This is a genomic window from Pseudomonas sp. 203-8 (genome assembly GCF_020708595.1).
Lineage (GTDB): Bacteria > Pseudomonadota > Gammaproteobacteria > Pseudomonadales > Pseudomonadaceae > Pseudomonas > Pseudomonas aeruginosa.
The window spans coordinates 47,832-66,131 of the sequence record NZ_JAJFDF010000001.1; the positions used below are offsets into that span (position 1 = coordinate 47,832).

Sequence of the window (18,300 nt, forward strand, 5' to 3'; positions counted from 1 at the left end):
CCCTGCGGCGCGGGACGGTTCCAGTCTCTCCGGCGCCTGGGTTAAGCTCGTGCCTGCCCTGTCGTAGCGAGCCCCCCATGGAAAGCGTCCGTCGCCATATCGAAAGCCAGGTGCTGAGCCTTACCGGGCTCGCCGTCGGCGGTGTCGACTTCGAGTCGCCGAAAGGCGATCCGGGCCTGTTCGGCCCCGATGCCGCCTGCTGGAAGGTCCACGGCGACTTCAGCAGCATGATGATCGGCGGCATCGGCGCGCTGCTCCTGCAGATGCTCCATCCGCTGGCCCTGGCGGGGGTGTGGGACCACTCCAATTTCCGCGACGACCTGCTCGGGCGCCTGCGTCGCACCGGTCAGTTCATCTCGGCCACCACCTACGGCCCGCTGGCCGATGCCGAGCGACTGATCGAGCGGGTCCGGCGCATCCACGAAAGCGTCATCGGCCAGTTGCCCGACGGCACGCCCTACTCCGCCAGCGACCCGGACCTGCTGACCTGGGTGCATGTCGCCGAGGTCAGCAGCTTTCTCAAGTCCTACCTGCGCTATCTCAATCCCGACCTGCCGGGCAGCGAGCAGGACCGTTACTACTCGGAAATCGCCCTGGTCGCCGAACGCCTCGGCGCCCGCGCGGTACCGCGCGACCGCCAGCAGATCGCCGCCTACCTGGAGGCGATGCGTCCACGCCTGCGTTGCGACGAACGCACCCGCGAAGTGGTGCGGATTCTCTTCAACGCACCAGCGCCCAGCACCCTGGCCAGGCCGTTCGGCGCGCTGATGCTGCGCGCAGGCGCCGAGCTGTTGCCGGAATGGGCCGGATCGATGCTCGACCTCCCGTTCAGTCCGCTGCAACGCCGCCTGATCCGCGGCAGCGTCAGGCGCAGCGTACCCTTGCTGCGCTGGGCGGTGCGCAACGCTTCGATGCATCGAGCCTGCCGGCGCATGGGTCTGCCGCCGGTGAGCCACTGAACTTTCGTGCCGTGACAGCAAGAATACCCGTCCAAAGGCTCTGAAACGGCGCGAATCACGGTCGGAACCTTGAGGCCGTGCCATACTCCAACGCACCGCTTAGAACGGAAAACGAAAGAGAGCCATGCCCAAAGGACTGAAACGCGCTGTCAGCGCCCTGCTGATCACCTTCCTCGTCTATTGCCTGCTGGGCTTTCTGCTCATACCCGGCATCGGGCTGCGCGTCGCCAACCAGCAACTGGCGCAATACGCCACCGTCCCCGCACATCTCGAACGTATCGAATTCAACCCCTTCAGCCTGGAATTGACCCTCTGGGGTCTGCGCCTGGGCGAGGAGAAGAACCCCCAGCTCGCCTTCCGCCGGCTGTACGCCAACCTGCAGCTGGACAGCCTGTGGAAACGCCAGCTGCACCTGGCCGACGTCGAGCTGGAAGGTCCGCATACCGAACTGCTGTTCGACGAGAAGGGCCAGCTCAACCTGGCCAGCCTGTTCAGGATCCCGCCGAGCGAATCGCCCGAGCCTGAACAGCCGAGCGACCCGTTCCCGCTGCGCATCGACCGCATCCAACTGGCCGAGGGCAGCCTGCACTTCCAGGACCTGCGACCGAGCGAGCCGGTGGACTTCAGCTTCGATCCGCTGGGCTTCGAGCTGCACAACCTCAGCACCCTGCCCGACGACGGCGCGAAGATGACCCTGGTCGCCACCGGCCCGAACGGCGGCCGCCTCGACTGGGAAGGCGACCTGACCCTGGTGCCGATCACGTCCAGGGGCCACCTGAGCGTCAAGGATATCCAGCTCAAGGCCTGGTGGCCCTATGTCCGCGACAATGCCCCGCTGGTGCTGGAGAACGGCGTGGTCAGCCTCTCCAGCGACTATCGCCTGGACCTGTCCAAGGACACCCAACTGCTGCTCGACAAGGCCGCGCTGAAACTCGCCGACTTCAGCATCAATTCGCCTCAGGGCAAGCCGCTGGCCAAGCTCGCCAGCCTCGACGTGGCCGCTACCACCCTGGACCTGGCCAAGCAGGAAGTGGTGCTCGGCGAAGTCCGTAGCCAGGGCCTGGAAGCCTGGGCCGCGCGCGAGAAGGACGGCCAGCTCGACTGGCAGAAACTGTTCGCCGACTTCACTCCGCCGCCACGCAAGGCGCCTGCGCCCAAGCCGGCGGAAAACACCGATCCCGCCGCTGCCCCGGCCGACGCGGCGCAGACCACCCGCGAACCGGCAACCGACGGTGCCGCCAAGGCAGCCGCGATAGCCTCGGGCGAAGCGGGCAAGGACAGGCCGGCGGAGAAGGGCACCAGCGTCGCCGAGACGAAAAGGGCAACGGACGACAAAGAGTCCGCCAAGGCCGCGGAAGGCGGCGCTGCCGATAAAAAAGTAGCCAAGCAAGAGACGAGCGAGGCTCCGAAGACCGGCAAGGCAACCGGGCAGGAAACGGCCAAGACTGCGGAGATCGACAAGGCGGCCAACGACAAGCCGCAACAGCTCGCCGGCACTGCAAAGACGCCTCCGCCGGAAAGTACGAAAGCCGCCGCGGAGACGCCCGCCAAGCCCTGGCACATCGTCCTGCGCGACGCCCAGCTGCGCGGCTACAAGGCGCACCTGGTGGATCGCCAGCCGGCCACCGAGGTCCCGCTGGAAGTCGGCCCGCTGGACCTCGACCTGCAGAACGTCGACAGCCTCGGCAAGACCCCCTTCGACCTCAAGCTCAAGACCGGCCTCGGCAACCGCGGCCAGGTCCAGGCCAGCGGCCAGGTGGTGCTCGACCCGGTCAGCGCCAGGCTCAAGGTCAGTACCCGCGACATCGACCTGCGCGTGGCCCAGGCCTACATCTCGCCGTTCATCCGCCTGGAACTGCGCAGCGGCTTCCTTGGCAGCGAGCTGGCGGTCGACCTGAAGAGCGTCGAGCCGCTGGCCTTCAGCGTCGACGGCAGCGCCGAAGTCAGCCAGTTGCATACCCTGGATACCATCAAGGACCGCGACTTCGTCAAATGGACCAAGCTGACCCTCAACGGCCTCGCCTATCGGCACGAGGACAGCCTGTCGATCCAGAGCGTGTCCTTCGAGGAGCCCTACGCCCGCTTCATCATCAACGAAGATCGCAGCACCAACGTCAGCGAGCTGATCATCCCGCAACCGGGTAGTTCGTCCGGCAAGGCCGCCGCCGAAAGCAAGAACGCGCCGGCGAGCAAGCCGCTGGGCATCCACATCGGCGGCGTACGGATCAACAACGGCTCGGCGAACTTCGCCGATCTGACCCTGATGCCGCCGTTCGGTACCGCCATCCAGCAGCTCAGCGGCGAAGTCGGCACCCTCGACACGCGCAACTCGCAGCCGGCCAAGGTGGACATCAAGGGCAAGGTCGACAAGTACGCACCGGTGACCATCGCCGGCGAACTGGACCCATTCGACCCGCTGAAGAAGCTCGACATCACCACCAGCTTCAAGCGCGTCGAGCTGACCACCCTGACGCCCTATTCCGGCAAGTTCGCCGGCTACCGCATCCGCAAGGGGCGACTCAACCTGGACCTGCACTACCAGATCGAACGCAGCCAACTGAAGGCGGAAAACAAGGTCCTGCTGGAAGGCCTGCAACTCGGCGAGAAGGTCGATAGCCCGGATGCCGTGGACCTGCCGGTGAAGCTGGCGGTAGCCCTGCTCAAGGACACCAAGGGCAACATCGATATCCAGTTGCCGGTGGCCGGCGACCTGAACAACCCGGAGTTCAGCGTCATGCCGATCGTCTGGCAGACCCTGCGCAACCTGGTCCTGCGCGCCGTGCAGGCGCCGTTCAAGTTCATCGCCGGCCTCGCCGCCGGCGGTAACGAGGATCTCGGCACGGTACCCTTCGCCGCGGGCAGCGACGAGCTGACGCCAGAAGCCCAGGCCAACCTCGACAAGCTCGCCGATGCGCTCAAGGAGCGGCCGGCGCTGCGCCTGGAAGTGGAAGGCGTGGCCTCCGCCGCGGCTGACGGTCCCTCGATCGGCGCCAAGCGTCTCGAACTGGAATACCAGAACACCTACTACCGCATGCTCCAGCGTCGCGGCGACAAGGTACCGAGCGACGCCAAGCAGCTCGAGGTGCCGGAGAACATGCAGGCACCGCTGCTCGAAGGCATCTACCGGACCCGCCTGAAGCAGCAGCCACCGGCCGAGTGGAAGGAACTGGACAGCGACGAACGCACCGCGAAGATGCGCGAAGCGGTGATCGCTTCCTGGGCCAAGAGCCAGGTGCTGCTGCGCCAGATCGGCCAGGCCCGGGCCACCCGGATCAAGGATTACCTGGTGGAGAAAGGCCAGTTGCCGGACGATCGCATCTACTTGATCGACGTCAGTTTCGCCGAAGGCGAAGACAAGGGTAATGTCGACACCCAACTGCACCTGGATAGCGAGTGATACCTTGCACAAGCGATTCGCCGCCCTCGCGGCCCCCCTGCTCTACCTTGCCTGCGCGAGCGCGCAGGCCGACACCATGCGTTGCGGCAGTGCGCTGGTCAGCGTCGGCGACCGGGCCTTCGAAGTACAGCAAAAGTGCGGCGATCCGGATCACCGCGACGACGTCGGCTATACCCTGGGCAGCTACGATCGGCGGGAATTCAAGGTCGAGGAGTGGGTGTACGGCCCGCGCAACGGCGTGACCTACATCCTGACCTTCGAAGCCAACAAGCTGAAACGCATCGAGTTCAAGCGTTGAATCGCTCGCTTCCGCGCACCGGGCTGGTGGCGTTGCTGTCCCTGCTGCCGTTGGCACATGCTCAGGCCGATTCGCTGCGTTGCGGCAGCCGCCTGGTGAGTACCGGCGACAGCAGCGCCGACGTCCTTGCGCGCTGCGGCGAGCCACGCAGCCGCGACAGCCTGGGTTATCGCGAGGTCGTCGGGGAATGGGGCAAGCGCTACGAGGTCGAGGTCCAGGAATGGGTCTATGGCCCATGGAACGGCATGCTGTATTTCGTCCGTTTCGAGGGCAACCGCCTCAGCGCCATCCAGAGCCGGCGCGGCGACTGAATCCAGCGCCCATGAAAAAGCCCCGCCGGGCAATCTATCCCGGCGGGGCTTCTTTCTACGTGCTCACAGGCGGTCGCTGAAGTCGCGAACTTCCTGTTCGGCCCTTTCCTTGGACCAGCCATAGCGTTCCTGCAGCTTGCCGACCAGGTATTCGGCATGTCCGTCGGCAGCCTGGAGATCGTCGTCGGTCAGATCGCCCCAACGCTCCTTGATCTTGCCGGTGAGTTGCTTCCACTTACCTTTGATCACATCGGAATTCATCGGTCTTCCTCCTGGTGACGAGGGAAAAGGGATCGTTCGGCCCGGGCGCTTACTCGACCGATTTCAGGCCATCGGCGGAAACGGCTTTCACGCCCTTGATGCCCTTGGCGGTCTCGATCGCCAGGTCACGCTCGGCATCGCTCTTCACGTTGCCGGAAAGGGAAACCACACCTTTGTTGGTCTCGACCTTGATATCGACGCCACTGACATTCTTGTTGGCGATCAGGCTGGATTTCACCTTGCTGGTGATCCAGGTATCGGAAACCGCTTCTTCGGTTTTCTGCATAGTGTCGTTGGCCGCCAGGCTGATGGGCTGGGCAGCGAACGCATTGGCCATCGAGAAGCTCAGAGCAGTGGCAGTAGCAGCGGCAATAGCGAGTTTGCTGAATTTCATTGCGGTTTCTCCTATGGATTTCGAAAAACTGCGGCCATTCCTGGCGTCAGTTGCATAGTAGATATCGCAAGCGCTGTGCCAGTTTTCCTCTAAAATAAAATCCTTTAAAAACAATAGGTTAAAAAACAGGTCGGAAGCGAGACGGTTGCAGAATGCCGAATTGGCGATGGCAGGGCTTGCAAAATGCAAGGATTCACCCCCTTCGCCGAGAAGCGTGTCGCGGAAACGAAAACAGGGCCCGAGGGCCCTGTTTTCATCGATCACGACTCGACTTACACGCCGGAAGCTTCGGCGGCAGCCACGTCCTTGATCGACAGCTTGATGCGGCCACGGTTGTCCACGTCGAGCACCAGGACCTTCACTTCCTGGCCTTCCTGCAGCACGTCGGTGACCTTGTCGATGCGCTTGTCGCTGATCTGCGAGATATGCACCAGGCCGTCCTTGCCCGGCAGGATGTTGACGAAGGCACCGAAGTCGACGATGCGCTCCACCTTGCCGACGTAGATCTTGCCGATCTCGGCTTCCGCGGTGATCGCCAGGACGCGCAGCTTGGCGGCCTCGGCGGCTTCCTTGGTTTCGCCGTAGATCTTCACGCTGCCATCGTCCTCGATGTCGATCGAGGCCTTGGTCTCTTCGCAGATACCACGGATGGTCGCGCCGCCCTTGCCGATGACGTCGCGGATCTTGTCCGAGTCGATCTTCATCTGCAGCATGGTCGGGGCGTTCTCAGACAGCTCGGCGCGAGGCTTGGCGATGACCTGGTTCATCTGGCCGAGGATGTTCAGGCGAGCTTCCAGGGCCTGGCCCAGGGCGATCTCCATGATCTCTTCGGTGATACCGTTGATCTTGATGTCCATCTGCAGGGCGGTGACGCCCTTGTCGGTACCGGCAACCTTGAAGTCCATGTCGCCCAGGTGGTCTTCGTCACCGAGGATGTCGGTCAGGACGGCGAACTTCTCGCCTTCCTTGACCAGGCCCATGGCGATACCGGCGACCGGCGCCTTGACCGGCACACCGGCATCCATCAGCGCCAGGGAGGCGCCGCACACGGAGGCCATCGAGCTGGAACCGTTGGACTCGGTGATCTCGGAAACCACGCGAATGGTGTAGGGGAACTCGTCCTGGGTCGGCAGCATGGCGGCGACGCCACGACGGGCCAGACGGCCATGGCCGATTTCACGACGACCCGGGCTGCCCATGCGGCCGCACTCGCCTACCGAGAACGGCGGGAAGTTGTAGTGCAGCATGAAGGCGTCCTTGCGCTCGCCTTCCAGGGTATCCAGCAACTGGGCATCGCGCGCGGTGCCGAGGGTCGCGACGACCAGGGCCTGGGTTTCGCCACGGGTGAACAGCGCGGAACCGTGGGTCTTGCCGAGCACGCCGACTTCGATGCGCAGCGGACGCACGGTACGGGTGTCACGACCGTCGATACGCGGCTTGCCGTTGACGATGTTCTCGCGAACGGTGCGGTATTCCAGCAGGCCGAATACGTCCTTGACCTCGGAAGCCGGGAACTTGCCCTCTTCCTCGCCGGCGAACAGGGCCACGGCCTGATCGCGCAGCTCGCCCAGACGGTTGTAGCGGTCCTGCTTGATGGTGATGGTATAGGCCTGGGAGATCGCTTCGCCCAGCTCTGCCTTGATGGCGTTAACCAGCACGGTGTTTTCCGCCGGGGCTTTCCAGTCCCAGGCCGGCTTGCCAGCTTCGGCGGCCAGCTCCTTGACGGCACGGATCACCGCCTGGAACTCGTCGTGGGCGAACAGCACGGCACCGAGCATCTGGTCTTCGGTCAGTTCGTCGGCCTCGGACTCCACCATCAGCACGGCGTCTTCGGTACCGGCCACGACCATGTCGAGGCTGGAACTCTGCAGTTGCTCGTAGGTGGGGTTGAGGATGTAGCCGATTTCCGGGTGGAAACCGACGCGGGCGGCGCCGATCGGGCCGGCGAACGGAATGCCGGAGATCGCCAGGGCGGCGGAGGTACCGATCATCGCGGCGATGTCCGGATCGGACTTCTTGTTGGTGGAAACGACGGTGCAGACGACCTGCACTTCATTCATGAAACCTTCGGGGAACAGCGGACGGATCGGACGGTCGATCAGGCGCGAGGTCAGGGTTTCCTTCTCGGAAGGACGTCCTTCACGCTTGAAGAAACCGCCGGGGATACGGCCTGCGGCGTAGGTCTTTTCCTGGTAGTGCACGGACAGCGGGAAGAAGTCGCGGCCTTCGGCCGGCGACTTGGCGCCGACCACGGTGACCAGCACGCTGACGTCGTCCATGGTGACCAGTACGGCGCCGGTGGCCTGGCGAGCGATACGGCCGGTCTCGAGAGTGACGGTCGACTGACCGAACTGGAATTGCTTGGTTACCGGGTTCACGGTGTCTTTACCTTCTATGTTGCCTTGGGGGAAATCGGTGGAATGCCGGGAGTCGGACCCGAATCGATTCCTAGAAAGCGCGAAGCTGGAAGCCCGACGCCGATACCCGCCTCGTGTGCGGGTATCGACGCCAGACTTCCAGCTCCTTGCTTCAAGCTGCCGACCGGCGTCGCTTAGCGACGCAGACCCAGACGGCCGATCAGGGCAGTGTAGCGAGACACGTCTTTGCCCTTCAGGTAGTCCAGCAGCTTACGGCGCTGGTTAACCATACGGATCAGACCACGGCGGGAATGGTGATCCTTGCCGTTGGCCTTGAAGTGATCCTGCAGCTTGTTGATGTTGGCGGACAGCAGGGCTACCTGCACTTCCGGGGAACCGGTGTCGCCTTCAGCTTGCTTGTATTCGTTAACGATCTGCGCTTTTTCTTCAACGCTCAGTGCCATGATGGGCTTCCTCTGAGTGAACAGGCCGGGAATCGCTTCCCGTGTTTTAAAAGGAGGAATGACCGTGCCTGCTGACAGCCACCCTCGTATCGGTCTTATGACCGAATCAGTCGACGCGGGGCGATACGCCCGTCGTCGGTCACTTCACCGATACCGATGAAACGACCTGTGTGATCCTGCACCCGCAGCCAGCCGAACTTCGGCGCTTCCGGGGCCCGCACCGGCTGCCCGTGCAGCCAGTAGTACGCACTGTGCTCGGACAACTGCAACACCGGCCAATGCAACAGGCCGCTGTCTTCCGGCATCAGGAATTGGTCCAGCGCTTCCGGACCACCTTCGGCATGCACGCGTTCGAGCGTCTCGAGGGTGATCGCCTGGGCCAGGGCGAACGGCCCGGCCTGGGTCCGCCGCAGTGCCGCGACGTGCGCGCCGCAGCCCAGGACCTGGCCGAGATCTTCCACCAGCGTACGCACGTAGGTGCCTTTGCTGCAGGAAACGGCCAGGGTCGCACAGGGCGGCTCGAAGGAGAGCAAATCCAGGCGCGTAATAGTAACAGAACGCGCCTCGCGCTCCACTACCTCTCCTGCACGGGCGAGCTTGTACAGCGGCTGTCCGTCTTTCTTCAGCGCCGAGTACATCGGCGGCACCTGCTCTATGTCGCCACGGAAGCGCGGCAGGGCCTGTTCGAGATCGTCCCGACCGACGGTCACGTCCCGCTCGGCGAGCAGTTCGCCCTCGGCGTCGCCGGTGGTGGTGGTGATGCCCATGCGCATCACCGTCTCGTAACCCTTGTCGGCATCGAGAAGATACTGGGAGAACTTGGTCGCCTCGCCGAAGCACAGCGGCAGCACCCCGGTGGCCAGCGGGTCGAGGCTGCCGGTGTGGCCGGCCTTCTCGGCATTGAGCAGCCAGCGGACTTTCTGCAGTGCCTGGTTGGAACTCATGCCGCGCGGCTTGTCGAGCACCAGGATGCCGCTGATGGAGCGGCGGATACGCTTCACCTGGGCCACGCTCAGTCCTCGGTCTCGTCGCCGTGGCGGCGGCCGTCTTCGGCCACCGCACGCTCGATCAGCGCCGACAGCTCGGCGCCGCGGCGGATGCTTTCGTCGTAGTGGAAATGCAGTTGCGGCACGCTGCGCAGCTTCATCGACTTGCCCAGCAGCATGCGCAGGTAGCCGGCGGCGTCGTTGAGGATTTCCATGTTCAGGGCGATCTTGCCGGCATCGTCCTGGCCCATGACGGTGATGAACACCTTGGCGTGCGCCACGTCGCGGCTGACCTCGACACCGGTGATGGTGACCAGGCCCAGGCGCGGGTCCTTGATCTCGCGCTGGATCAGTTGAGCCAGTTCGCGTTGCATCTGATCGCCGATACGCTGGGTACGGCTGTAGTCTTTTGCCATTTTTCAACCTGCCTCCAGCGACACCCGGTCACTGGAAAAAAAAGCGACAAACGCCCGGGACAGCTGGAAGCCGGCCCGGGCGCTGTGGTTACGCACTCGCCATCAAAGGCTGCGTGCGACTTCGACCTTCTCGAACACTTCGATCTTGTCGCCGACCTTGACGTCGTTGTAGCTCTTCACGCCGATGCCGCACTCCATGCCGGCACGCACTTCGGCGACGTCGTCCTTGAAGCGACGGAGAGACTCCAGCTCGCCTTCGAAGATGACCACGTCGTCGCGCAGCACGCGGATCGGACGGTTGCGGTGCACCATGCCCTCGGTGACCATGCAGCCGGCGATCGCGCCGAACTTCGGCGAGCGGAACACGTCGCGCACCTCGGCGATGCCCAGGATGTTCTCCCGCAGGTCGCTGCCGAGCATGCCGGTCAGGGCCTTCTTGACGTCCTCGATGATGTCGTAGATCACGTTGTAGTAACGCATATCCAGACCTTCGGCTTCGACGATCTTGCGCGCGCCGGCGTCGGCGCGCACGTTGAAGCCGAACAGCACCGCGTTGGAAGCCAGCGCCAGGTTGGCGTCGGACTCGGTGATGCCACCGACGCCGCCACCGACCACGCGGACCTGCACTTCGTCGTTGCCCAGGCCGCTGAGCGAGCCTTGCAGAGCCTCGAGCGAACCGCGCACATCGGCCTTGAGGACGATGTTCAGGGTCTTCTTCTCTTCCTGGCCCATGTTCTCGAAGATGTTTTCCAGCTTGCCGGCATGGGCTCGCGCCAGTTTCACCTCACGGAACTTGCCTTGACGGAACAGGGCGACTTCGCGGGCCTTCTTCTCGTCGGCGACCACGGTCATCTCGTCACCGGCATCCGGCGTACCGTCCAGGCCGAGGATCTCGACCGGGATCGACGGGCCGGCTTCCTTGATCGGCTTGCCGTTCTCGTCGAGCATGGCGCGGACACGACCGTAGTTGATGCCGACCAGCACCATGTCGCCCTGGCGCAGGGTACCGTCCTGGACCAGCACGGTGGCCACCGGGCCGCGTCCCTTGTCCAGGCGCGACTCGACCACCACGCCACGGCCCGGGGCCGACGGAGTGGCTTTCAGTTCGAGCACTTCTGCCTGCAGCAGGACCGCTTCGAGCAGTTCATCGACGCCAGTACCGAGCTTCGCCGAAACCGGGACGAAGGGAGCGTCGCCGCCCCACTCTTCCGGGATCACGTCGAGAGCGGCCAGGCCGTTCTTGATGTTGTCCGGGTTGGCCTCGGGCTTGTCGATCTTGTTCACCGCGACCACGATCGGCACGCCCGCCGCTTTCGCGTGCTGCACGGCTTCCTGGGTCTGCGGCATGACGCCGTCGTCGGCCGCGACCACCAGGATCACGATGTCGGTCGCCTGGGCGCCACGGGCACGCATCGCGGTGAACGCGGCGTGGCCGGGGGTATCCAGGAAGGTCACCATGCCACGCTCGGTTTCGACGTGGTAGGCACCGATATGCTGGGTGATGCCACCGGCCTCGCCCGCGGCGACCTTGGCGCGACGGATGTAGTCGAGCAGCGAGGTCTTGCCGTGGTCGACGTGGCCCATGACGGTGACGACCGGCGCGCGGGTGACCGCCTCGCCTTCGAACTTCAGGGACTCGGCCAGTTGTTCTTCCAGCGCGTTCTCGCTGACCAGCTTGACCTTGTGGCCCAGCTCTTCGGCGACCAGTTGGGCGGTCTCCTGGTCCAGGACCTGGTTGATGGTCACCGGGGAGCCCATCTTGAACATGAACTTGACGACTTCGGCACCCTTGACCGACATCTGGGCGGCCAACTCGGCTACGGTGATGGTCTCACCGATGTTCACTTCACGCACGATCGGTCCTGTCGGGTTCTGGAACCCGTGCTGGTTGCGCTTCTTCAGCTTCGACTTGCCACCACGACCGCCGCGACGGTAACCATCGCTTTCCTCGTCGGTGCTGCGTGGAGCCACGCGCGGAGCAGGAACCTTTTCCTTCTCCTTGACCGAGGGACGGTGCTGGGTGTGCTTGCGGTCGCGGCGGTCATCGTCCTCGTCACGCTTGGGCACGCGGCGCGGCTCTTCCTTCTTGCGCTCTTCCACGGCGGCAGGCTTGGCCACTGGTTCGGCAACCGCGACATCCGCCACCACGGCAGGCTCGGCACCGGCAGTAGCCGCTGCTTCCTGGGCAGCCTTGGCACGCGCAGCTTCCTCGGCCTTGCGCGCTTCCTCTTCGGCACGCTGGCGGGCAGCGGCCTCTTCGGCCTTCAGACGCTCCGCCTCTTCCGCCGCGCGCTGCTCCTCGAGTTCGCGCTGGCGCTCGGCCTCGATCTCGTCGGGGCTGCGCTTGACATAGGTTTTCTTCTTGCGAACTTCGACGCTCACCGTCTTGCTGCCACCCACTTTCAGCGTGGTAGTGGTCTTGCGTTGCAGGGTGATCTTGCGCGGCTCGCTGGCGCGATCGCCATGGCTGCCTTTCAGGTGGGTCAGCAGGGCTTGCTTCTCGCTATCCGTTACAACTTGTTCGGCACTGGTGTGCGGCAGACCTGCGTCACGCATCTGCAGCAGCAGGCGCTCCACCGGTGTGTCGACCACCTGGGCCAGTTCTTTCACCGTGACTTGCGTCATGCACTTCTCTCCTCAGGCCGCGACTGCTTACTCGAACCAATGGGCCCGGGCGGCCATGATCAACTTGCCGGCACGCTCTTCGTCCATGCCGTCGATGTCGAGCAGATCGTCGATCGATTGCTCGGCCAGATCTTCACGGGTGGTTACGCCACGCAGCGCCAGGTCCAGGGCCAGCTCCTTGCTCATGCCATCGAGGCTGAGCAGGTCTTCTGCCGGTTGTGCGTCGGCGAGCTTCTCTTCGGTCGCAATGGCCTTGGTCAGCAGACGATCCTTGGCACGGGAGCGCAGCTCGTTGACGATGTCTTCGTCGAAGCCATCGATGCTGAGCATCTCTTCCATCGGTACGTAGGCGATTTCCTCAAGAGTCGTGAAGCCCTCTTCCACCAGTACCTGGGCCAGTTCCTCGTCGACATCCAGCTCGTCGACGAAGCGCTGCAGGATATCCCCGGTCTCGGCCTGTTGCTTGGCCTGGATATCCGCCTCGGTCATCACATTCAGGGTCCAGCCGGTCAACTGGCTGGCCAGACGGACGTTCTGGCCACTGCGGCCGATAGCCTGCGCCAGATTGTCCTCGGCGACGGCGATATCCATGGTATGGGTATCCTCGTCGACGATGATCGCCGCCACCTCGGCCGGAGCCATGGCGTTGATCACGAATTGCGCCGGGTTGTCGTCCCACAGGACGATGTCCACCCGCTCTCCACCGATCTCGCCGGATACCGCCTGGACGCGCGAACCGCGCATGCCGATGCAGGCGCCCTGCGGGTCGATGCGCTTGTCCTTGGAACGAACGGCGATCTTGGCGCGCGAGCCCGGGTCACGGGCGGCGGCCATCACGTCGATCAACTGCTCGGCGATTTCCGGTACTTCGATGCGGAACAGCTCGATCAGCATTTCCGGCGCGGTACGCGACAGGACCAGTTGAGGACCGCGGTTCTCGGTACGGATCTCCTTCAGCAGGGCACGCACGCGGGTGCCAACGCGGAAGGTCTCGCGCGGAATGATCTGGTCGCGGGCCAGCAGCGCCTCGGCGTTGTTGCCGAGATCGACGATGACGTTGTCGCGGGTGACCTTCTTCACGGTACCGGAAATGATCTCGCCGACCTTCTCGCGGTAGGCATCGACCACCTGGGCGCGCTCGGCCTCGCGGACCTTCTGCACGATGACCTGCTTGGCAGTCTGCGCAGCGATGCGGCCGAACTCGATGGATTCGATCTTTTCTTCGATGACCTCGCCGACCTTCGCGCCCGGCTTCTGCTCCTGGACGTCCTCGACGGTGATCTCGGTGGCGGGGTCCTGGTAGTCCTCGTCGGCGACGACGTGCCAACGACGGAAAGTCTCGTAGCTGCCGTTATGACGATTGATCTCGACGCGCAGGTCGACCTCGTCCTCGAAACGTTTCTTGGTGGCGGTCGCCAGAGCCAGCTCCAGCGCCTCGAAAATCACGCCGGCCGGTACGCCCTTTTCGTTGGATACCGACTCAACAACCAGCAGTACTTCTTTGCTCATTGTACGCCTCGCCTTTCAATCCATTGGATCCGCGGATTCGCGTCTCAATCAAAACGGGGAATGATGTTGGCCTTGTCGATCGAATCGATCGGCAGCAGGTACTCGTGATCGTCCACCAGGACCACCACATCCTGCTCCTCCACACCACGGAGAATGCCTTGGTAGTTACGCCGCCCCTCATAGGGCGAACGCAGCCTGATCTTCACTTGCTCGCCGGCATGCTTGGCGAACTGTTCGAGGGTGAACAGCGGCCGATCCATGCCCGGAGAGGACACCTCCAGGGTGTACTCGCCGCTGATCGGGTCTTCGACGTCGAGAATACCGCTGACCTGCCGACTGACGGCTTCACAGTCATCGATGAGGATGCCTTCGGGGCGGTCGATATAGACGCGCAACACCGAATGACGACCCTGGGAAATGAACTCGACGCCCCAGCACTCATAGCCGAGCGCCTCGACCACAGGGGCCAGCAAGGCCTGCAACTGTTCTAGCTTGCTCGACACCTGATCGCCTCGCGTATGTCGTAGAAACAAAAAATGGGCGAAACGCCCATCCCTAAATTGCCACTCGGAACCGTGGCATGGACTGTCCAGCTAACAAAAAGCCCCTAAAAAGGGGCCCTGAAAAACTGGTTGCGGGGGCTGGATTTGAACCAACGACCTTCGGGTTATGAGCCCGACGAGCTACCAGACTGCTCCACCCCGCGTCAAAGCTGGTGCAAGATTATACGACCGACACCTTGATGGGTCAACCGAACCTTGCAGAGACAAACCCCGCAGGACGGGGCTTGCTTATATGGTACCGAGGAGGGGACTCGAACCCCTACAGCCTATGGCCACTACCACCTCAAGGTAGCGTGTCTACCAATTCCACCACCTCGGCAGAAACCTTTCTCTTACTTCTGTTCAGGAGCCGCCGGTACATCGCCTGCACTTTCCGCAGGCTTGGACTGCTCCTGAAGAACCGGCACATCGTCAGCGGCCGGTGCTTTCTCTTGCTTCTGCTCCAGAACTGCCGGATCCGGCAGCCCGATGTGTTGCAGAGCATCAGACTTTTCTTTAGCGAAGTACGCTAAGCCAAGGCTGGTCAAGAAAAAAACCGCTGCCAGTATACCAGTAATCCGACTCAAAAAGGTAGCGGAACCTTGGCTTCCGAAAACAGTTGCCGAAGCACCTGCACCGAAAGAAGCCCCTGCATCCGCACCCTTGCCATGCTGAACGAGGATCAGGCCAACAAGACCCAATGCCATCAGCAGGTGCACGACAATTACGACCTTTTCCAGCATCTTCAGCTTCCCGCGGCACGACAGATCGCGCCGAACTCATCCGCATTGAGGGAGGCTCCACCTACCAGCCCCCCATCGATATCCGGCATGCCGAACAACTCGGCTGCACTTGCCGCCTTTACACTGCCGCCGTAAAGGAGTCGCACACCTTTTGCGACCTCGGCATTTTCCGCTGCCAGTTGCGCGCGGATCGCCGCGTGCACTTCCTGGGCTTGCGCGGGGGACGCGGTCAACCCGGTCCCGATCGCCCAGACCGGCTCGTAAGCCACGACTGCGCGAGCAAAAGCTCCAACACCCAACTCGTCGATCACGCTTCCCAGCTGCCTTGCGACAACCTCCAGCGTCTTGCCCGCCTCGCGCTCCGCCCGGGTCTCCCCGACACACAGTACCGGCACCAGGCCGCACGACTGAGCCGCGGCAAACTTGCGACTCACAACCTCGTCACTCTCGCCGAGAATCAGGCGACGCTCTGAGTGGCCCACGAGGACCATGCTACAACCGACATCCGCCAACTGACTGGGAGCAGTCTCACCGGTCAGCGCGCCTTGCATCGGCTCGACGGCGCTGTTCTGCGCACCTACATCGATCGCCTTGCCGGCCAGGCCCTGGATGACCTGGCTGATGAACAAGCAAGGTGGCATCACAGCTACATCGACTCCGCTCGGCAACGCCAGCTGACGCAAGCCTTTGATCAACTCGGCCACACTGGAATGCGTACCGTGCATTTTCCAGTTACCGGCCACCAAGGGTCGACGCATGCTGTACCTCGCGGGGCAAAGTGGGCGCAGATGTTACTCAACAGTTTCCAGACTGGCAAGCAAAATCAAGCACATACCTCAGAAACAATTTTTGCCAGCTGTTCGGCGTGGGCACGAACGCTAGCTTCCTCGTCGCCCTCGACCATCACCCGGACCAACGGCTCTGTGCCGGATTTGCGCAGCAGGACACGACCGCGCCCGCCCATTTGCTCGGTGACGCGGACGCTGGCCTCCTTCACCGAGGGGTGCTCGAGCGGATCGCTTTCGCCCTTGAAGCGCACATTGATCAGCACCTGGGGGCACTTGCGAATCCCCTGGCGCGCCTCGGCCAGGGTCTGGCCGCGATGCTTGAGCGCCATCAGCACCTGTAGCGCCGCGATGATGGCATCGCCCGTCGTGGTGTTCTGGCAGCAGACGATATGCCCCGAATTCTCCCCTCCCAGCATCCAGTTCCGAGCCAGCAGTTCGGCCATCACATAGCGATCGCCGACCTTCGCCCGCACGAACGGGATATGCAGTTCCTGCAAAGCCAGCTCCAGGCCGAGGTTGCTCATCAGGGTGCCGACCACACCACCTTGCAGCCGCCCGCTTTCCTGCAGGTCGCGCGCGATGAGGAAAAGCAGTTCGTCGCCATCCACGACCGCACCGGTATGGTCGACCATCATCACCCGGTCGCCGTCGCCGTCGAAGGCGATGCCGAGGTCGGCATGGTGCTCGACCACCGCAGCCTGCAGGCCATCCAGGTGAGTGGAGCCGCACTTGTCGTTGATGTTCAGGCCATTCGGGCTGGCCGCCAGCACCGTCACTTCCGCGCCCAGTTCCCGGAAGACGCTGGGAGCGATCTTGTAGGTAGCGCCGTTGGCGCAGTCGAGCACGACCTTGAGACCGTTGAAGTCGGTGCTGGTCGGCACGCTGCTCTTGCAGAATTCGATGTAGCGCCCCGCCGCGTCATTGATCCGCGAAACCTTGCCGAGACGGGCGGACTCCACCACGGTCATCGGCGCATCGAGCAGTTCCTCGATCATCAGCTCGACGTCGTCCGGCAGCTTGGTCCCCTGCCCGGAGAAGAACTTGATGCCGTTGTCGTCGTGGGGATTGTGCGAAGCGCTGATCACCACCCCGGCCTCGGCGTGGAAAGTCCGCGTCAGGTAGGCGATGCCGGGGGTAGGCATCGGTCCCAGCAACAGGGTATCGGCGCCGGAAGCGGAGAGCCCGGCCTCGAAGGCCGACTCGAACATGTAACCCGAGCTGCGCGTATCCTTGCCGATCAGGACCCGGCAGTTGCCCTGCCGGCGGAAGGCCATGCCCACCGCCCAGCCCAGCTTGAGAACGAAGTCCGGAGTAATCGGAAACTCGCCAACACGACCACGGATACCGTCAGTCCCGAAGTATTTTCTGCTCATCTTTTGTCTTCCGTGCTCAATCCGCCATTTCAACGGCGGAGATCATTCGCATCACGTCGACGGTCGCCGCCACGTCATGCACTCGAATTATCCGTGCGCCCTTGGCCAGCGCCAGGGCCGCCAGAGCTAGGCTGCCGTAGAGGCGTTCGTCCACCTCCCGCCCCAGTACCTTGCCGATCATGCTCTTGCGCGAAACGCCGACCAACAACGGCAAGCCCAGGCCATGGAGTGCCTGCAGATGCCTGAACAGCACCAGGTTGTGCTCCAGTGTCTTGGCAAAACCGAAACCCGGATCCAGCAACAGCCGCTCGCGGTCGATTCCGGCCGCCACGCAGGCATCCACACGCTCCTGCAGGAACGCGCCGACTTCCGCCACCACATCCTGGTAGGCAGGCGCATCCTGCATGGTCTGCGGTTCTCCACGCATGTGCATGAGGCAGACCGCCAGGCCGCTATCCACCGCAGCATCCAGCGCACCGTCGCGCTGCAGCGAACGGACGTCGTTGATCAGACCCGCTCCGAGACGCGCAGTTTCGCGCATGACCGCGGGCGTGGAGGTATCCACCGAAATCACGACGTCCAGCTCGCGAGCGATGCGTTCGACTACCGGAGCGACCCGCTCCAGCTCCTCCGTCGGAGAAACGCTGCGCGCACCGGGACGGGTCGACTCGCCGCCGACGTCGATGAGCGTTGCGCCTTCCCGCACCATGCGCTCGGCATGCCGCAGGGCATCGTCCAGCCGGTCGTAACGGCCGCCATCGGAAAAGGAATCGGGGGTGACATTGAGGATGCCCATGACATGTGGGCGGGCCAAATCAAGAACCCGACTGCCGCAAGGCAGTCGGGTCGGGTATTGCGGATTGCTCATTCAGGGCTC

General features: G+C 63.4%; 17 protein-coding genes and 2 tRNA genes. 4 read left to right on the plus strand and 15 right to left on the minus strand.

The genetic code is table 11. The features are described 5' to 3' along the window. Positions 1–77 precede the first annotated feature (77 nt). The 4 genes from LJF27_RS00230 (at position 78) to LJF27_RS00245 (ending at position 4,965) form a co-directional block, all read left to right on the plus strand. Positions 78–959: an oxygenase MpaB family protein gene (locus LJF27_RS00230; protein WP_003113910.1), complete on the plus strand. Its 882-nt coding sequence runs from the start codon at positions 78–80 to the stop codon at positions 957–959. 124 nt (positions 960–1,083) lie between these two features. Continuing rightward, positions 1,084–4,356, plus strand: coding sequence for a DUF748 domain-containing protein (locus LJF27_RS00235; RefSeq protein WP_003116075.1), 3,273 nt, complete (start codon positions 1,084–1,086; stop codon positions 4,354–4,356). A 4-nt stretch (positions 4,357–4,360) separates the two neighbouring features. Next, complete coding sequence (locus LJF27_RS00240) at positions 4,361–4,654, plus strand: DUF2845 domain-containing protein (protein WP_003100541.1); 294 nt, start codon at positions 4,361–4,363, stop codon at positions 4,652–4,654. Further along, positions 4,651–4,965: a DUF2845 domain-containing protein gene (locus LJF27_RS00245; protein ID WP_003100526.1), complete on the plus strand. Its 315-nt coding sequence runs from the start codon at positions 4,651–4,653 to the stop codon at positions 4,963–4,965. The genes LJF27_RS00240 and LJF27_RS00245 overlap by 4 nt, the downstream gene beginning before the upstream one ends. A 63-nt stretch (positions 4,966–5,028) precedes the next feature. Here LJF27_RS00245 and LJF27_RS00250 read toward each other — a convergent pair whose 3' ends face one another. The 15 genes from LJF27_RS00250 to folP form a co-directional block, all read right to left on the minus strand. Next, positions 5,029–5,226, minus strand: coding sequence for a CsbD family protein (locus LJF27_RS00250; RefSeq protein WP_003095174.1), 198 nt, complete (start codon positions 5,224–5,226; stop codon positions 5,029–5,031). Positions 5,227–5,275: 49 nt separating this feature from the next. Then, a complete protein-coding gene (locus LJF27_RS00255; protein WP_003095177.1) occupies positions 5,276–5,620 on the minus strand; it encodes a BON domain-containing protein in 345 nt (114 codons plus the stop codon). Between the two features lie 272 nt (positions 5,621–5,892). Next, positions 5,893–7,998: a polyribonucleotide nucleotidyltransferase gene (pnp, locus tag LJF27_RS00260; RefSeq protein WP_003095181.1), complete on the minus strand. Its 2,106-nt coding sequence runs from the start codon at positions 7,996–7,998 to the stop codon at positions 5,893–5,895. 173 nt (positions 7,999–8,171) lie between these two features. Beyond that, positions 8,172–8,441: a 30S ribosomal protein S15 gene (gene rpsO, locus LJF27_RS00265; protein ID WP_003095184.1), complete on the minus strand. Its 270-nt coding sequence runs from the start codon at positions 8,439–8,441 to the stop codon at positions 8,172–8,174. Between the two features lie 95 nt (positions 8,442–8,536). Continuing rightward, positions 8,537–9,451, minus strand: coding sequence for a tRNA pseudouridine(55) synthase TruB (gene truB / locus LJF27_RS00270; RefSeq protein ID WP_003100522.1), 915 nt, complete (start codon positions 9,449–9,451; stop codon positions 8,537–8,539). 2 nt (positions 9,452–9,453) lie between these two features. Continuing rightward, a complete protein-coding gene (gene rbfA, locus LJF27_RS00275) occupies positions 9,454–9,843 on the minus strand; it encodes a 30S ribosome-binding factor RbfA (RefSeq protein WP_003095188.1) in 390 nt (129 codons plus the stop codon). Positions 9,844–9,945: 102 nt separating this feature from the next. Next, positions 9,946–12,468 (minus strand): translation initiation factor IF-2, encoded by a 2,523-nt coding sequence (infB, locus tag LJF27_RS00280; RefSeq protein ID WP_003113908.1) that lies wholly within the window; start codon positions 12,466–12,468, stop codon positions 9,946–9,948. Positions 12,469–12,495: 27 nt separating this feature from the next. Then, positions 12,496–13,977, minus strand: coding sequence for a transcription termination factor NusA (gene nusA, locus LJF27_RS00285; RefSeq protein WP_003095192.1), 1,482 nt, complete (start codon positions 13,975–13,977; stop codon positions 12,496–12,498). Between the two features lie 44 nt (positions 13,978–14,021). Next, the gene (gene rimP, locus LJF27_RS00290; RefSeq protein ID WP_003095193.1) at positions 14,022–14,480 is read right to left on the minus strand and encodes a ribosome maturation factor RimP; all 459 of its coding nucleotides are present in this window, start codon (positions 14,478–14,480) and stop codon (positions 14,022–14,024) included. Between the two features lie 126 nt (positions 14,481–14,606). Then, positions 14,607–14,683 (minus strand) — tRNA-Met (locus LJF27_RS00295). A 90-nt stretch (positions 14,684–14,773) separates the two neighbouring features. Then, a tRNA-Leu gene (locus tag LJF27_RS00300) sits at positions 14,774–14,859 on the minus strand. Between the two features lie 13 nt (positions 14,860–14,872). Further along, positions 14,873–15,262, minus strand: coding sequence for a preprotein translocase subunit SecG (gene secG / locus LJF27_RS00305; protein WP_003095194.1), 390 nt, complete (start codon positions 15,260–15,262; stop codon positions 14,873–14,875). Between the two features lie 2 nt (positions 15,263–15,264). Continuing rightward, a complete protein-coding gene (gene tpiA / locus LJF27_RS00310) occupies positions 15,265–16,020 on the minus strand; it encodes a triose-phosphate isomerase (protein ID WP_003100513.1) in 756 nt (251 codons plus the stop codon). A 65-nt stretch (positions 16,021–16,085) separates the two neighbouring features. Continuing rightward, on the minus strand, positions 16,086–17,423 hold the full coding sequence (gene glmM, locus LJF27_RS00315; RefSeq protein WP_003116076.1) for a phosphoglucosamine mutase: 1,338 nt from the start codon (positions 17,421–17,423) through the stop codon (positions 16,086–16,088). Positions 17,424–17,439: 16 nt separating this feature from the next. After that, positions 17,440–18,291: a dihydropteroate synthase gene (folP, locus tag LJF27_RS00320; RefSeq protein ID WP_003095197.1), complete on the minus strand. Its 852-nt coding sequence runs from the start codon at positions 18,289–18,291 to the stop codon at positions 17,440–17,442. Between the last annotated feature and the right edge of the window lie 9 nt (positions 18,292–18,300).

Excerpts from the sequence above, each read along its gene's own strand:
- glmM (WP_003116076.1), bottom strand. The coding sequence starts at position 17,423 with ATGAGCAGAAAATACTTCGGGACTGACGGTATCCGTGGTCGTGTTGGC.
- LJF27_RS00250 (WP_003095174.1), bottom strand. The coding sequence starts at position 5,226 with ATGAATTCCGATGTGATCAAAGGTAAGTGGAAGCAACTCACCGGCAAG.
- rbfA (WP_003095188.1), bottom strand. The coding sequence starts at position 9,843 with ATGGCAAAAGACTACAGCCGTACCCAGCGTATCGGCGATCAGATGCAA.
- nusA (WP_003095192.1), bottom strand. The coding sequence starts at position 13,977 with ATGAGCAAAGAAGTACTGCTGGTTGTTGAGTCGGTATCCAACGAAAAG.
- LJF27_RS00230 (WP_003113910.1), top strand. The coding sequence starts at position 78 with ATGGAAAGCGTCCGTCGCCATATCGAAAGCCAGGTGCTGAGCCTTACC.
- LJF27_RS00255 (WP_003095177.1), bottom strand. The coding sequence starts at position 5,620 with ATGAAATTCAGCAAACTCGCTATTGCCGCTGCTACTGCCACTGCTCTG.
- infB (WP_003113908.1), bottom strand. The coding sequence starts at position 12,468 with ATGACGCAAGTCACGGTGAAAGAACTGGCCCAGGTGGTCGACACACCG.
- LJF27_RS00235 (WP_003116075.1), top strand. The coding sequence starts at position 1,084 with ATGCCCAAAGGACTGAAACGCGCTGTCAGCGCCCTGCTGATCACCTTC.
- folP (WP_003095197.1), bottom strand. The coding sequence starts at position 18,291 with ATGAGCAATCCGCAATACCCGACCCGACTGCCTTGCGGCAGTCGGGTT.
- secG (WP_003095194.1), bottom strand. The coding sequence starts at position 15,262 with ATGCTGGAAAAGGTCGTAATTGTCGTGCACCTGCTGATGGCATTGGGT.
- rpsO (WP_003095184.1), bottom strand. The coding sequence starts at position 8,441 with ATGGCACTGAGCGTTGAAGAAAAAGCGCAGATCGTTAACGAATACAAG.
- tpiA (WP_003100513.1), bottom strand. The coding sequence starts at position 16,020 with ATGCGTCGACCCTTGGTGGCCGGTAACTGGAAAATGCACGGTACGCAT.